Source organism: Pectobacterium carotovorum, from assembly GCA_016415585.1.
Lineage (GTDB): Bacteria > Pseudomonadota > Gammaproteobacteria > Enterobacterales > Enterobacteriaceae > Pectobacterium > Pectobacterium carotovorum_K.
Genome location: CP066552.1, coordinates 3920181 through 3934810, shown reverse-complemented (window position 1 = coordinate 3934810; position 14630 = coordinate 3920181). Strand labels below are relative to the sequence as shown.

The 14630-nt window shown below is 50.1% G+C and carries 14 protein-coding genes; 7 read left to right on the top strand and 7 right to left on the bottom strand.

The genetic code is table 11. The features are described 5' to 3' along the window. Positions 1-30: 30 nt before the first annotated feature. Positions 31-1467 carry an MFS transporter gene (locus JFY74_17595; protein ID QQG27864.1) on the bottom strand — a complete coding sequence of 479 codons (1437 nt, stop codon included), beginning with the start codon at positions 1465-1467 and terminating at the stop codon, positions 31-33. Positions 1468-2069: 602 nt separating this feature from the next. Here JFY74_17595 and JFY74_17590 point away from each other — a divergent pair. Continuing rightward, entirely contained in the window at positions 2070-2552 is a 483-nt protein-coding gene (locus JFY74_17590; GenBank protein ID QQG27863.1) for a GNAT family N-acetyltransferase, read from the top strand. A gap of 91 nt (positions 2553-2643) precedes the next feature. Here the strand turns inward: JFY74_17590 and JFY74_17585 are convergent, their stop codons facing one another. The 4 genes from JFY74_17585 to JFY74_17570 form a co-directional block, all read right to left on the bottom strand. Beyond that, on the bottom strand, positions 2644-3270 hold the full coding sequence (locus JFY74_17585) for a hypothetical protein (GenBank protein ID QQG27862.1): 627 nt from the start codon (positions 3268-3270) through the stop codon (positions 2644-2646). Between the two features lie 400 nt (positions 3271-3670). Continuing rightward, entirely contained in the window at positions 3671-4480 is an 810-nt protein-coding gene (locus tag JFY74_17580; protein ID QQG27861.1) for a sel1 repeat family protein, read from the bottom strand. Between the two features lie 202 nt (positions 4481-4682). Further along, positions 4683-5339, bottom strand: a complete 657-nt coding sequence (locus JFY74_17575) for a DsbA family protein (protein QQG27860.1) — start codon at positions 5337-5339, stop codon at positions 4683-4685. Further along, positions 5327-6208 (bottom strand): MBL fold metallo-hydrolase, encoded by an 882-nt coding sequence (locus JFY74_17570; GenBank protein QQG27859.1) that lies wholly within the window; start codon positions 6206-6208, stop codon positions 5327-5329. The genes JFY74_17575 and JFY74_17570 overlap by 13 nt, the downstream gene beginning before the upstream one ends. 107 nt (positions 6209-6315) lie before the next feature. Between JFY74_17570 and JFY74_17565 the strand changes: the two genes are divergently transcribed. Beyond that, on the top strand, positions 6316-7224 hold the full coding sequence (locus JFY74_17565; GenBank protein QQG27858.1) for a LysR family transcriptional regulator: 909 nt from the start codon (positions 6316-6318) through the stop codon (positions 7222-7224). Positions 7225-7256: 32 nt separating this feature from the next. Here JFY74_17565 and JFY74_17560 read toward each other — a convergent pair whose 3' ends face one another. Continuing rightward, a complete protein-coding gene (locus JFY74_17560; protein ID QQG27857.1) occupies positions 7257-8180 on the bottom strand; it encodes a LysR family transcriptional regulator in 924 nt (307 codons plus the stop codon). A 135-nt stretch (positions 8181-8315) separates the two neighbouring features. On the opposite strand from JFY74_17560, the gene lysA reads away from it, so the two are divergent. Beyond that, entirely contained in the window at positions 8316-9578 is a 1263-nt protein-coding gene (gene lysA / locus JFY74_17555; GenBank protein QQG27856.1) for a diaminopimelate decarboxylase, read from the top strand. Positions 9579-9597: 19 nt separating this feature from the next. Here lysA and JFY74_17550 read toward each other — a convergent pair whose 3' ends face one another. After that, the gene (locus JFY74_17550; GenBank protein QQG27855.1) at positions 9598-10494 is read right to left on the bottom strand and encodes an EamA family transporter; all 897 of its coding nucleotides are present in this window, start codon (positions 10492-10494) and stop codon (positions 9598-9600) included. A gap of 175 nt (positions 10495-10669) precedes the next feature. Between JFY74_17550 and JFY74_17545 the strand changes: the two genes are divergently transcribed. The 4 genes from JFY74_17545 (at position 10670) to JFY74_17530 (ending at position 14622) form a co-directional block, all read left to right on the top strand. After that, the gene (locus tag JFY74_17545; protein ID QQG30578.1) at positions 10670-11224 is read left to right on the top strand and encodes a helix-turn-helix domain-containing protein; all 555 of its coding nucleotides are present in this window, start codon (positions 10670-10672) and stop codon (positions 11222-11224) included. A gap of 695 nt (positions 11225-11919) precedes the next feature. Next, positions 11920-12480, top strand: a complete 561-nt coding sequence (locus tag JFY74_17540) for an NUDIX hydrolase (GenBank protein QQG27854.1) — start codon at positions 11920-11922, stop codon at positions 12478-12480. Next, positions 12477-13469: a Gfo/Idh/MocA family oxidoreductase gene (locus JFY74_17535; protein ID QQG27853.1), complete on the top strand. Its 993-nt coding sequence runs from the start codon at positions 12477-12479 to the stop codon at positions 13467-13469. The genes JFY74_17540 and JFY74_17535 overlap by 4 nt, the downstream gene beginning before the upstream one ends. A gap of 28 nt (positions 13470-13497) precedes the next feature. After that, complete coding sequence (locus JFY74_17530; protein QQG27852.1) at positions 13498-14622, top strand: aminotransferase class I/II-fold pyridoxal phosphate-dependent enzyme; 1125 nt, start codon at positions 13498-13500, stop codon at positions 14620-14622. Positions 14623-14630 lie beyond the last annotated feature (8 nt).

The following is a 14630-nucleotide window of genomic DNA, read 5'->3' as shown; positions in this document are numbered from 1 at the left end:
CGGGCAACGTATTGCCCGCCGGTATCGCGATCAGGCTGCGCCTTTTGGCGTCAGACCTTGATCGACAGGAAGTTCACTTTCTGCTGTGCGGTCAGCCGTGCTGTGACGTTTCGCCAGATCGGCCTGAATGGTTGCCATCGTCTTATCGTCCAGTTTGTAAAAACGTACCAGCCAATAAAGTACCAGGTAGGAAAGTGAGGGGCCGATGCTCAGCAGGCCGATAATACCAGCGGTGGCAAGTGGCGTTTGTGTCGGTGAACCCGCGACATAGCCGAACCAGCCGAGTGAAAAGCCGACGATAGCTCCCGCAATTGCCATACCCAGCTTCAGCGCAAACAGGTTGCCAGAGAATGACAGGCCGGTAATCCGGCGGCCTGTTTTCCACTCACCGTAATCGGCGGCATTTGCCATCATGTTCCATTTGAAAGGTTGGTACATCTGGTGGAAAAAACCGATCAAAAAGTAGAGCGGGAAAACAACAGCCAGCCACTGTGGCGGCACCATAAACAGGATGGCGCCGACAAACACCAGCAGCAGGTTGATGTTTTTAAAAAGACTTATGCTGCTGAATCGCTTGCCAAAGTAACCCGCCATCATTGCACCAATAATGGTGCCGACAACGCTGGTAGTAATAAATGCGGATTTCATTGCCGTTCCGGCGGCACTGTCTTGCTCCGGCCCCACCATCAGGTAGGTTGCATAATAAAGCGTTGCCGCACCGCGCATGACGCCAGCCATGCTGGAAAAGAAAGTAATGATGGCTACGATGCGCCACTGATCGTTGCTTAGCAGATTTCTGACATCGTCCCAGACGTTCTGATTTTTATCTACCGCAGGATTGATGCGTTCGTTTGTAGTGAAAAAACAGAAAAACAGCATCACGACAGCTAGGCTGCCCATGATCATCATCGTGCCCTGATAGCCCAATTGCTTGTTCGTGCCGCCAATCCAGTCAACCAGCCACAGCGTGCCGACCGACACCAATAACCCGGCCATTGAGGAGATGGTAAAACGGTAGGACTGCGCGGAAATTCTGTCCTTTTCATCACTGGTGATCACTCCGCCGAGTGAGCAGTAGGGAATGTTGATAAAGGTATAGAACAGCATCAGCAACGTGTAAGTGATGTAGGCATAAACCAGTTTTCCGGTGCCATTCAGCTCTGGTGTGGTGTAGGCCAACACGGCAATCACGGCGTAGGGAACGGCAAACCAGACCAGCCACGGGCGAAAATGTCCCCAGCGGGTTTTGGTCCGGTCTGCAATCAGGCCAATCAGTGGGTCGACGATGGCGTCCAGCACGCGAGTAACCAGAAACATCACCCCCACTGCGGCTGCGGAGATGCCATAGATATCCGTATAAAAGTAGGTAAGAAACATGGTTACGGAAGAATAGACGATGCCACAGGCGGCATCGCCCATGCCAAAGCCGATTTTCTCCGCAACGCTCAGCTTATTATTGTTGGTCATTGGAAACTCCAGATGATGATTGAGGAACTTCTTGCCAGGCTCGCGGCTATTGTTATCCCCTTGCTGGGGATTAACTATTGCGGATTTTATTAAGAAGGTTACGTTTCTTGGTATGTGTTAGACAGGTCACAAAAAAATGATAATAAAAGTGGCGTGAATCAGAAACTATGTGGAGTTATTTCCATTTTATATCAATTAATTAACGTGGTCTTTTTTCTTTTTTATTTGTATGACAAGTTATCTTGTAGGGTTATTTATTGAGAAAGTGGCTGTCGATGGGTGGCTTGCTGAGCCCGAGATAGGGGAAATAGTGGGGACGGGGAGATGGATTTTGTCACATGGAGAGGAAGCCTATCGCGCTAGTGCGCGGAGGGATGAATCAGGCTGTGTAACAGGTTTTTAATCCACTGGCTGGCTTCCGAGCAGTTATTGCTGCGGTGGCTGTAAATCTTCACGCGATAGGATTAGTCACTGTAGAAAATACAGTTCATACAGTATTTTTAATCCGGTAGCATGGCAAGTCTTGGTTATTGTTAGCACTGGAAAAATTAGCACCGGAGAAGAGAGACTTTATGAACTCAGCCCTTATGGAACCAGAATTTATGAACATAGTTATCCGCCCCGCGCAGAAATCAGATGCGAGCGTGATTCTGGATTTAATCATCGAACTTGCCGTGTATGAGAAAGCGCGCCACGAAGTGCTGGCTTCGCTTGAGGATATTGAGCGCTCGTTATTTGGCGAGGGGGCGACGGCTGAAACGCTGATTTGCGAGATTGGTGGTAAGCCTGCCGGTTATGCGATTTTCTTCATGAGCTACTCAACCTGGCTGGGGAAATACGGCATCTATCTGGAAGATCTCTACATCGCGCAGGCGTATCGTCAGGCGGGAGCGGGCAAAGCGCTGCTGAAACAAGTTGCGCGTCTTGCGCAGGAAAGGCAGTGCGGACGGCTGGAATGGAGCGTGCTGGACTGGAACCAGCCTGCGATCGATTTCTATAAAAGCATTGGTGCGAAGCCACAGGGTGAATGGGTTCGTTATCGGATGGATGAGAAAAGCATTGCGGATTTCGTTACGGCAGCGTAACGGTGCGGCTCCTGAAGCTTGAAAGCTTCAGGAGCCTGTCAATTAGCGAGTTGACGCCGCCAGCGTGGTGTCAGTCAGAATTAAGATACCGTCAGTTGAACGATTCAACAGTCTTATGCAGCGTGGGGTAAAAAACAGGTTCAATATTTATTTTTGCTATTTCAAGGTTTATTTGAATTTTTCTTGTTGCAAGCTTTGGCTTCGGGGGGAGAGCCGGTTTTGCCCGCGGTAGCTGAGCTTGGCGCCTTTTTGTTTGGCTTACCTGTTCTACGATGCTGTCCTTGGCTGGAATCCATTTCGCTCTTGCCATTTCAGGATTCAATTGAAAGTCTTTTGTTGCCTCTTTTATCTTATCGTTCATTTCAGAGGACACTGACAAACCTTTCATTACTATTTTTAACTTATCGTTCATTTCAGAGGAGGCTGGCAAACCTCCCATTATTATTTTTAACTTATCAAGCATTTCAGGAGGCACTTGAAAACCTTTAATTTCCAAGCTTGTATCTGGTTGCAGCCGACATGGTTGGTCTTGGTACTTTACTGTCTGGCTTAACTGCTTATTCCCGTTGTGAGAGGAAGTGTGCGCTTTACCAAGATTACTGCTCCCCACATTCTTTAAATTAAAAAGAAAGGATTTTATACCTTTGGGTTGTTTTTTTGTATTTGAATTACATTCCTGTAATCTATTAGTTAAATTAAAACCATTAAATTCTATCATCTTTACCTCTCCAACTAATTTTAATTTTTATTATCCTATCTTTAATAACGCTTTGTCTTTCAAAGAACGATTAAAAATTAGCAAAGGTTCTACATCGTTTTGCTCTTTGAGCTGCTGCTTCGAGGTCCCTGTTCTGACGCTTATCTGGGTCAACAAAAAGTCGCTCTGGAGGTAAAAGCTGAGTAGGGTATGGACATCAGTCTAGAGGTGTTCGTAGCATCTGGTCTTGGAAAGATATGAATACGACTGTGTTACGTGTCGCCAGAGCAAAATCAATCAACCAAACGGCCTGATGCCCGTTTGGTTGATGAAATGATGGGGAATGGGCAATTTAATTACGTTAAAATTGCTTGGTAATTATCCTGCTGTATTCTTTTTTCATCACAAAAACAAAACGTTATTAGTCGTTATTATGCTGTCTCTTTATAAATTTATCCTGTAAGCGTTTAGACTCCTGAAGCTCACTTTGCGACATGTTTTTCTCAATTTCCTGTATTCCTTTCTCGTGTATCTGAATGGCTTTTTGGATATCTGGGATTGAGCTCCATTCCAGATCTTTCTCGTTTCGATTGAATACCGAGAACCAAAAATAGGCCTGAGAGTCATTCTTCTTAACACCAATGCCGTCAGCGTACATTGCTGAAGTCATGAACTGTGCTTTTTGCATATTTTGTTCTGCTGCGTTTTTAAAATGCGTAAACGCCGTTCTGGCATTTACTGGAGTGCCCACTCCATTTAGATACATTACAGCCAGGTCGAAATGTGCGTCAGGCATGCCTTGCTCGGCCGCTTTTTTAAACCATGAGATCGCTTTAGCTGACTCTTTTTCGTCAAAATACATGGTACCAAGTTCATATTGTGCTTCAGCACTGCCTTGCTCCGCGGATTTCGTGTACCACGCTTTTGCTTGCGCATAATCTTTCTCTACGCCGTCACCGTTATAGTACATGTCACCCAGCATCAATTGTGCGTAGGCATTGCCTTGCTCTGCTGCTTTCATGTACCACGTTTTGGCTTGCGCGTAATCTTCTTCTATGCCGTCACCGTCATAGTACATGTCGCCCAGCGCCAACTGTGCGTCCACATTACCGTTGTTCGCTAGCTGCTGCATTTCTGCGAGCGTTTTATTCTCAACGTCGCTGGCTACGGCGTGTGCCGTTGGCAGGACAAATGAGAGTGCGATGACAAAAAGTAATGAAATAAATTTCATGTGCAATCCTTCACATTTTTAATAATAAAAAGCGCCTGTTACGACGCAATAAATAAACCATAACGTTTATAACGTCGCTGCGTACTGGTTTATCGAGAAGGGGATACTTTAACGGTTTAAGGGGACGAGATACAGACAGTATCGGAAACGAAAAAGGGAGCAGGCCGTTGGCGTGCTCCCTTATTAAGGTTGATGCGGACGATTATGCGGTAGCGCGGCTGACCATCTGTGTCAGCACCTTGCGCCATGCGTCTACCTGACCGAGGTAGTTTGCCGCCGGGATTTGCTGGAAATTCCCGTTAGCGTCTTCCAGCGCAAACGTGGGGAAGCCTTGTCCACGTACTTTTGCCAGTAATTCCTGGCTAGCGCTGATGTGTTTTGACAGCGTTTCTGCCTGAATAATGGTGAACTCGGTGCTGAACGTCTCACCATCCAGACCGATCGCTTCTGCACATTGACGTAGCACGGCGGCGTCGGCGATTTTTAGCCCAGAAACGTAATGCGCCCGCTCGATCTGGTGCAACATCGCCATGCCTTTGTCAGCCATCGCTTCTGCCGCGAGTACGGCAGCTGTTGGCGGCGCGGAATCCAGCACGACGCTGGTGTCACGCAGTAGCCCTTCGTAATACGCTTCCCCGAAGGTCTGCCCGGTCATTTGCGCAATACGACGATCGTGGGGGATTACGTAATCGTGCCACTCTGGGGTGATGGTGCGGCTATTGCTGCCCGTCATCATACCGCCGCCGTGGAGGATCAGATCCAACCCGTCAATCTCCTGCGCGGCCAGCGCGAGTGGGGCGGCGCCGTAGCACCAGCCGCACAGCGGATCGTAAATGTAATGCAGTCTTACTGTGGCCACTTCATTTCACCTTTCAGGACTTTGGCGCTCAGTTCAAGACCCGATTCTTCTTTCAGGGTCGGGTAGTGTTTTTTCATTGCGGCGATCAGTTCGGCAGAATCTTTCGCTTTTGCCAGCTCTTTTTCCACCGTATCCAGATATTGCAGCGTAAACGTCACGTTTTTCAAGGTGTAATCCGTTGGCGCGATAAAGTGACCCGGCACGACGGTGGTTGGCTTCAGCGCTTCAATGGATTTCAGCGTGTCACGCCAGTGCACGCGAGATTCTGGCGTTTGGGTATCGGCAAGCCAGACGTGGATGTTGGCAGATACCGGAACACCGCCGACCACGGCTTTTAGCGAAGGGATCCAGACGTACGTGCGATCCGGCGTTGGCCCTTTCAGACCTTTCACTTCCAGCTTTTTGCCATCAATGGTAAAGCTATCGCCTGCCAGCGCTTGAGGAACCACGATCTCTTTCGGCGCATTTTCTTTCAGAATTGGGCCCCAGTGTGCCACTTTGCCGTCTTTGCTGGCGTTGATCGCATCGATGGTCGCCTGGGTCGCAACGATTTTAGCGTCTGGGAACGCGGCTTTAATCACGTCCAGACCGAAATAGTAGTCAGGGTCAGAATGGCTGATATAGACGGTAGTCAGTTTTTTTCCGGTGGCTTTGATGCGATCAACCAGCGTTTGAGCATCGTTACGCTGGAATTGCGCATCGATCAGCGCGACTTCTTTATCGCCGCTGATAATTTCAGAAGAAACGGGGAACATACTGGCTTCACCTGGATTAAACACGTCGATGTTTAACTCGGCGGCGTTAGCCGCAGAAGCCAGACTCATTGATGCCGCGAGTAAAGAAACAGTAAAAACGATAGATTTAGACATGGTGATACTCCACAGGTAGGACAGAAAGTGGGTTCATGTTATGTTGCATTAATCGTACGAAAAACCGCAAAACGGGCAATTGTTTGTTGCATAAAACGGACTAATTTATGGATCGTATTACGGCTGCTGAAGTGTTTGTCACGATTATCGATCGCGGCAGCATGATTGCGGCGGCGGACACGCTGGATATGTCTCGGGCGATGGTGACGCGCTATCTGGCAGAAATGGAAACGTGGGCGGGGGCGCGATTATTGCACCGCACCACGCGCAAGCTGAGCCTGACGGATGCCGGTGAAAAAACGCTGGCGCGCTGTCGGGAGATGCTGGCGCTGACGGCGGATATGCGCGTCGAGGCCGATACCGACGATGCCACGTTAAGCGGTTTGCTGCGCGTCAGCTGTTCGCAATCGCTGGCGCAGGGCGCGCTCGGTATGGCGATAACCGCTTTCCTGCGGCGGCATCCTCGGGTCGCTATCGATCTGCAAATGAATAACCGAACGGTGAATCTGGTCGAGGAACGTATCGATCTGGCACTGCGCATCACCAACGAACTGGATCCCAATCTGATTGCCCGACCGCTTTCACGCTGTGAGTCGGTGCTGTGTGCATCGCCTTCTTATTTGAATGAGCATGGTATTCCACGACAACTGACCGATCTCTCGATTCATAACTGCCTGACCTACACCTATTTCGGCAAAAGCCTGTGGCATTTTTCCCGCGATGATGAAAAGTTTACGATTCCCGTTAGCGGTAACCTGAGTGGCAATGAGTCGCTGGTGCTGCTGGCCGGTGCGCTGGAAGGCGCGGGGATCGCCCTGCAACCGCGCTATTCGGTGGCGCCTTATCTCGCTAACGGACAACTGGTGGCGCTGTTGCCGGAATACCGTCCGCAGGCGATGGGGATTTATGGTATTTACACCTCGCGCCGCCAGATGCCCGCCGCGCTGCGTACCTTGCTGGATTTTCTGGTGGAATGGTTTGCTCACGATCCTCGCTGGCGGGCGCTAGCGCTGTAATCGATGAAGTGAGCCGAACCAAGGCCGGAGTATTACTGCTGCAAAACCTGCTCCAGACGTGAAGGAACGCCCGCGGCGTACTGCTTGAGTTGATCAATCACGGTATCGACCAGCGCCGAAGCAGGGCGGTGCAACGGACGAATCAGGCTGACCGTAAAAGGTACGTCGATGCTGAAAGGCCGCACGACCACGCCGGAGGCAGCATAATCCAACGCGGTGAGCGGGTTGACGATCGACAGCCCGATCCCCGCTCGCACCATCGCACACACCGATGCCGCGCTGTGAGTTTCCAGCACCATCCGGCGCGACACGCCCTGTTCCTGAAACAGCTTGTCCAGCAACTGGCGATAGCTGTCGGCGCTCGACAGGCTGATGAAGGGTTCATTGGCAAAATCCTGCGGTGTGAGCACCGCTTTTTGCGCCAGCGGATGCCCGGCAGGCAGCACGCACACTTCATTGAGTAACATCAGCGTTTGCCGCTCGGTACCGGCTGGCGTGAGGCTGTTTTCCGTTAGGCCTAAATCGTGGCGCTGGGCTGACAGCCATTCTTCCAGCAGCGGCGATTCTTGTGGGATGATGTGCAGATTAAGCAGCGGATAACGCGCCAGTAGCGGTTTGCAGGCATCAGGTAGCAGCGACTGTGAGAACACGGGCAGACAGGTAATAGAAAGTTGTGCCTGCTGAAAACGGCGAATATCGCTGGCGGCGTTGATGATCCGATCCAACCCATAATAAGAGCGCTGGACTTCTTCAAACAGCTGTAGCCCCTGTGCGGTGGGGTAAAGCCGGCCGCGCAGTCGCTCGAACAGCGTCATCTGAATCAATTTCTCGAAGCGGGCCAGCTCACGGCTGACGGTCGGCTGCGACGTGTTCAGCAGATCCGCCGCTTCTGTCAGATTCCCAGTGGTCATGACCGCATGGAAAATCTCGATGTGTCGTAGGGATACTGCCGCCATGTCGCCTCCTTCATTTATTTTTATAAACCATATCAGAAATGAATAGAGTCTGCCTAAAACGATATTTGTTTACCTGTTGGGGTATTTTTATAGTGTTTCTCAATTCCGTTTAACCCTGTAAATCGGTAACTTTTTATGCCACACGATCTGAATGACGTAACACATGCTCTGAACGCACAAAGCCTGCGTGAACTGCCTGCCCGCTTTGGTTGTCCGGTTTGGGCCTATGATGCGCAGACCATCGTTAACCGCATTGCCCAACTGCGCCAGTTCGATACGATCCGCTTCGCGCAGAAGGCGTGTTCCAACACGCATATTTTGCGCCTGATGCGTGAGCAGGGTGTGAAAGTGGATTCGGTATCGCTGGGTGAGATCGAGCGTGCGCTGATTGCGGGGTTTGTACCGGGCACCGACGCGCATGAGATCGTGTTTACCGCCGATCTGCTGGATCGCCCGACGCTGCAACGCGTTTCCGAACTGAACATTCCGGTGAACGCCGGTTCAGTCGATATGCTGGAACAGCTCGGGCAGCAGTCACCGGGGCATCCGGTGTGGCTGCGTGTGAATCCAGGGTTTGGTCATGGTCACAGCCAGAAAACCAACACAGGCGGCGAGAACAGCAAGCACGGTATCTGGTACGGCGATTTGCCGCTGGCGCTGGCACACATTCAGCGTTATCAGTTGAAGCTGGTGGGGATCCACATGCACATTGGTTCCGGCGTTGATTATGGCCATCTGGAACAGGTGTGTGAGGCGATGGTGCAGCAGGTCGTTGAGCTGGGTCAGGATATCGAGGCGATTTCAGCGGGCGGCGGGTTGTCGATTCCGTATCGCCACGGCGAAGAAGCGATTGATACTGAACACTACTACGGGCTGTGGAACGCGGCGCGCGAGAAAATTGCTGCTCATCTCGGCCATCCGGTGACGTTGGAAATCGAACCGGGACGTTTTCTGGTCGCCGAATCTGGCGTGCTGGTGGCGGAAGTTCGGGCGATAAAATCGATGGGAAGTCGCCACTTTGTGCTGGTCGATGCCGGATTTAACGATCTGATGCGTCCGGCGATGTACGGCAGCTATCACCATGTTTCTCTGCTGCCGGGTGATGGTCGTGATATCAGCCAGTCCACGCTGCGCGACAGCGTGATTGCCGGTCCGCTGTGTGAATCCGGCGATGTGTTCACCCAGCAGGCAGGCGGCGGCGTGGAAACGTTCGCGCTGCCGGATGCGCAGGTTGGCGACTATCTGGTATTCCATGACACTGGTGCGTACGGCGCATCCATGTCTTCTAACTACAATAGCCGCCCGCTGCTGCCGGAAGTGCTGTTTGAAAACGGAGAACCGCGCCTGATTCGCCGTCGCCAGACGTTGGACGAGCTGCTGGCGCTGGAAGCGCTTTAATCGGTTTTATTCGGTGGTATCAGGGGAGAAGCGCTCTGCTTTTCCCCCAGAACGTGATGCGCCAGCCGAACGTCATTCCGGCGGCGGACAGCAGAATCGCGACCGCTCCGGCAAGCTGCATCATGTCCAGCCGATGTCCAAAGGCTGCCCAATCGACCAGCGCCGCGATAACGGGATAGATGAACGACAGTGCGCCAACCAGCGCGGTCGGGATCTTCTGGATCGCGCTGTACAAGAGCGTCGACATCAGGCCGGTATGGATCACGCCAATCGCCACAAGCATTCCCCACTGTGAAGCCGTAGGAGAAGCCGGTATTGCCGCGAAGGGCGCAAGAACCACAACGCCAACGAGCAGCTGTATCAGCACAAGCACATGCGGCGGAGTTCCTGACAGCTTTTTCGTTATCGCGGCTGCAATGGCATAAAAGAACGCAGCACCCAATGCCATCAGTACGCCAGATAGATAACCGTTACTATCGCTGTCGGCCCCGGTTTGAGCGCTGACGATCAGGACGATGCCGCCAAAGGCGCACAGTAGCCAGCAGACTTTGTTGAAGGTCAGCGCTTCCCTGAAAAAGAGCGCGCCGAGCCCCACTAGCATAAAGGGCTGCGTGTGATAAACCACAGTGGCGACGGCAATAGAGGCTTGCGAGTAAGCGCCGAACAGCAGTGTCCAGTTGAACACCAGCGCCAGGCCGCCGAGTACGGCAAGGCCAACCTGTTTCCTGTTCATGATGCCCCGCCGCAACAAGCCCAATAGCCCGCAGACGATCAGCATCGTCAATGCGCCGAACGCGCAGCGCCAGAAAACTACCGTCATAGGGGGCTGCTCTGCCGTAAGGACGAACCAGCCAACCGTACCGGAAATGATCATCGCAATAGCCATTTCTATCGTGCCGCGCGTCTGGGGTGTCATCTTTTTTTCCTGTCTGTCAGTGTGAAAAGTGTGCTGCTATAGCGAACAAAATTTTTTATAATGAACAACAGAGCGAAATAATGAACACGAATCAAATGTTCGTCAAGTCGAACGATTGATTGTTATGGTGAACGATATGAAGAGCGATAGTCAGGAAAATGGTGCACAAGATGTTATGCAGGTCGCTACGCCTATCGCACGGCTGGCTGTCTCTATTCGGCGCGAGCGTGAGCGGTTAAATCTGTCAGTGACCGAGCTGGCAAAGCGTGCGGGGCTAGCTAAATCAACGCTTTCACAGCTGGAAACTGGGATCGGAAATCCGAGCCTGGAAACGCTCTGGGCGCTGGCGATGGCGCTAGATGTGCAGGTCAGCCAGTTGATTGGCCAGTCTCGTCAGCATGTGCAGGTGATCCGAGCTAACGAAGGCGCGGCCACCTATTCGGAGCTGGCAAACTATGCCGCTACGCTGTTGGCTGCGTGTCCGGCTGGCGTGCAGCGTGATATCTATCGGCTTAAGGTGCAGCCGGGCGAGGCCAGAATCTCGCAACCGCATATGCCGGGAACGATAGAGCATGTGATTCTGAGCAGCGGCCGCGCCATAATCGGGCCTGTCACACAGCCCGTTGAACTGAGCACGGGGGATTACATCAGCTATTCGGCGGATGTCCTGCACCTGTTTGAGGCGCTGGAAGCGGACACGAGTGCGGTGATGTTGATTGAACATGGCTAAAGAGCAAGCCCCGTGCGTACTGCTCGTACGGGGTAAACGGTTACAATTTTTTTTGCAAAAATGTTAATAAAAATCATTAAATTAGTATTTTTTATGTTTTCTTATAGTGAAAATAAGTTGCGGCGCCATTGTGTATAGATTGTTTTCTGATATTTTAATCACGTATTGATAATCAGGTAACAGTGAGCGTATAGCATATCTTATATTCGTCATATGATATGTTGAGTATTTAATATGCATCCTATTCATTTCTTTTTTATTTAATTCAGAAAATAAGTTTTCGTCTTTATCATGTCATTGGTTTTATTGAATTATGTATTTTTTAATTTAGCTGTCTAATTATTAATTTAATTATAATAAATCTATCTGATGTGCCTTGCAGTTTTTATGTAATAACGAAGTAGTCAGTGATATGGAAAGACTGATGCGGGGTTTTATAGAACTCGCGGATAAATAATACGTTTTATACTCGTCATACTTCAAGTTGCATGTGCGTTGGCCGCGTTACTCGGCCCACTTTCGTGGACCTCGCCCCGTTGGGGCCGCTGCAAGCAGCGTTCAAACCTGCCTCTGGCAGATTTGTCAGTCACCCGAATCACTTACTTGGGTAAGCTCATTGGGATGTCTTCTCTTGCTGCCTGCCTGAAACTCGAATTATTTAGAGTATATGTCATAAGACGCTTGAGGGAATAAACGTGCAAGATGGCAGAAGTGTAATCCTGAAACTTAATGCTGATATCAGCTATAGGTTTCCTATCACAACAGATAGAGATGATGTGAATGCTAAACGTCTTCAATATTTTATCGATGCGACGTCTCGCCCCTTTGAACGGTCCACATTAGAAGGTCATGTTACTGGAACAGCTTTTATTGTGGATAAAGAAAGAAAACACACTCTTCTTTTAAGACATAAAAAACTGAATATGTGGTTACCACCCGGTGGCCACTGTGATGGTCATGCCGATATTATCGATACCGTATTACGAGAAACACAGGAAGAGACAGGCATCGAAGACGTTAATGTTGTCTCTAACGAGATATTGGATATCGATATTCACCTCATTCCAGCCAATGCCAAAGAGCCTGAACATTACCACTATGATATTCGTTTTTTGCTACAGGCTGACAGGTATGTATCGCTGGTTATCAATGAACAAGAGGCGACAAATCTACAGTGGGTAAGCATTGACAGGCTTGAAGATTACACGCAGCTCCCATCGCTTTTAATACTGAGAGAAAAAATGGAGGTATTATGAAAATCGGATTCGTTGGATTTGGTGCACAAGCTCGTGAGAATCTTATACCCGCGTGTAATGCATTATTTGGTGTGGAAATAGCTGCGATTTGTGATACTGATCCTGCAAAGTGTCTTGAAGCGGCGACCTTGTTTAAATTTGATGAAGCAAAGGTATTCAGTAATCATTGTGAAATGATGGATAAATGCAAACTCGATGCCATCATCGTGGCCTGTTATCCTTCAGCGCATTATCGGATTGCCTATGATGCGATAGAACGTGGCATCCCTGTCTTATTAGAAAAACCCGTTGCGGCCAGTTCTGAAGACGTTATTCGCCTTGCTGAAATGGCTAAGCGCAAGGGAGTGATTACCGGTTCCGGGATGAACTTTCGTTTTGCAGATGTAACTGAACGTATTAAACAAATCTATAACGATAAAATACAAATGATCAGTTTACGGCAGATGGCTAATAAGCCAGTCTCTGTACTCTGGGATTATAACAGCGTGTTAAAATCCTTTTTGCATGCACAGACTATTCACGGCCTTGATCTCCTGATACATCTCTGTGGTTCGGTTAAGAAATTATCGGTGGCGGATAATAGCAGCGACGGAAATATTATATTTAGCGTATTGCTGGAATTTGTGAGTGGCGCTCACGGTACGCTCATTACCAGTAATACCTCGCCACACTTCACTTTTGATTTAGACGTATTAGCCGATGACCGGCTTCATATTAAGAGCACATCACTGAGTACGATTAGCGTTGCGGATATGGACAAAACGTATCTGAAAGGTGAACGCAAACGCTGGTGTGACACCTGGGCTGCTAGCCCGCTGTCCTCAGGGTATTCGAGAGCGGGGTATACGGGTGAGATTCTCGATTTCATCGATGCCATTCAGTCAGGCAATAGGGATTCCAAGACGGCTCTGTCAACGCTGATTGAAACCTATCGCTGCATGGATGCTATCGAAGAACAGTGCAAACATGCGTTAGCAGTTAATTATTAAGTTTAGGTTAACATTAAGGGATGATCTTATGACCGAAAAAACTTATCAGAACCTTCATATCAATTTCGACCAAAGCGATTATGACGCTGTACTTTCCGCTTTTAATACCACGAGTTTTTCGGGTAAATCCCCTATATTGACGGAATACGAACACGCGCTCGCCAGCTATTTTGGCACGACCAAAGCGTTACCGTGCTGCAATGGCACCGTGGCGATTGAATTGGCGATCCGGGGGCTAGGTTTGCAGCCAGGCGATCGTATTGCGCTGCCGCCTACCGCGCCGATTATGACGATCCTGCCGATTATCACGACAGGCTGCGTCCCTGTTTTCTGCGATGTCTCACCTCTGTCTTTTTCACCGGATCTCGATCACTTGTGCAAACTTGTGCAGGAACAGCCGATTAAGGCATTGATTGTCGTGCCAATGTGGGGTTACCCGATTGAAATGCGCGCCGTGGTGGATTTTTGCAAGACGGAAGGGATTCGACTTATAGAAGATTGCGCTCACGCGTTTGGAACCACCTCTGACGGGCAATATCTGGGGACGTTTGGTGATGTTTCCTGTTTCTCGACCCATGAGCGCAAGCTGATGAGCACGGGCGAGGGAGGTTTCTGTCTGACCAATGATGAGGATGTCTATGAGCGGATGCTTAGGTGGCAGCACCACGGGCTCAAAGCATCCAGCAGGAATAGCAGTTACATCTTGGGTGAAGACATCGGCACTAACTTCAAATTGCCACCACTGTGTGCTGCACTGGGTATTAATCAGTTAAAGAAACTCGATGGGAAAATTGCGGATCGCCGTGAGCGCGTGCAAAAAGTTCGGCAGGCGCTGTCGGCTATCCCGACAATACAGGAGTTTCCCCGCTATCAGGGGGCGGAGATCAATGGCTATTCCATGGTCTACCACCATCTCAACGGTGCGAGCGTTGAGCAGGGTAACCGCATGTTTTCTCAGGGAGTGATGTCCGACACCACCCGATACAAATACAAACCGCTTTATCGCGAGCCTGCTTTTACGCCATATGCAGAACCTTGTCCCAACGCGGAGCACATCATTGAAACCATTTTCACCGTTCCCTGCCATGAAGGGCTCAACGATCGCGATATTGATTACATCGTCAGTGTCGTGAACGACAATTTTAATGCCTAAGGAAGAGG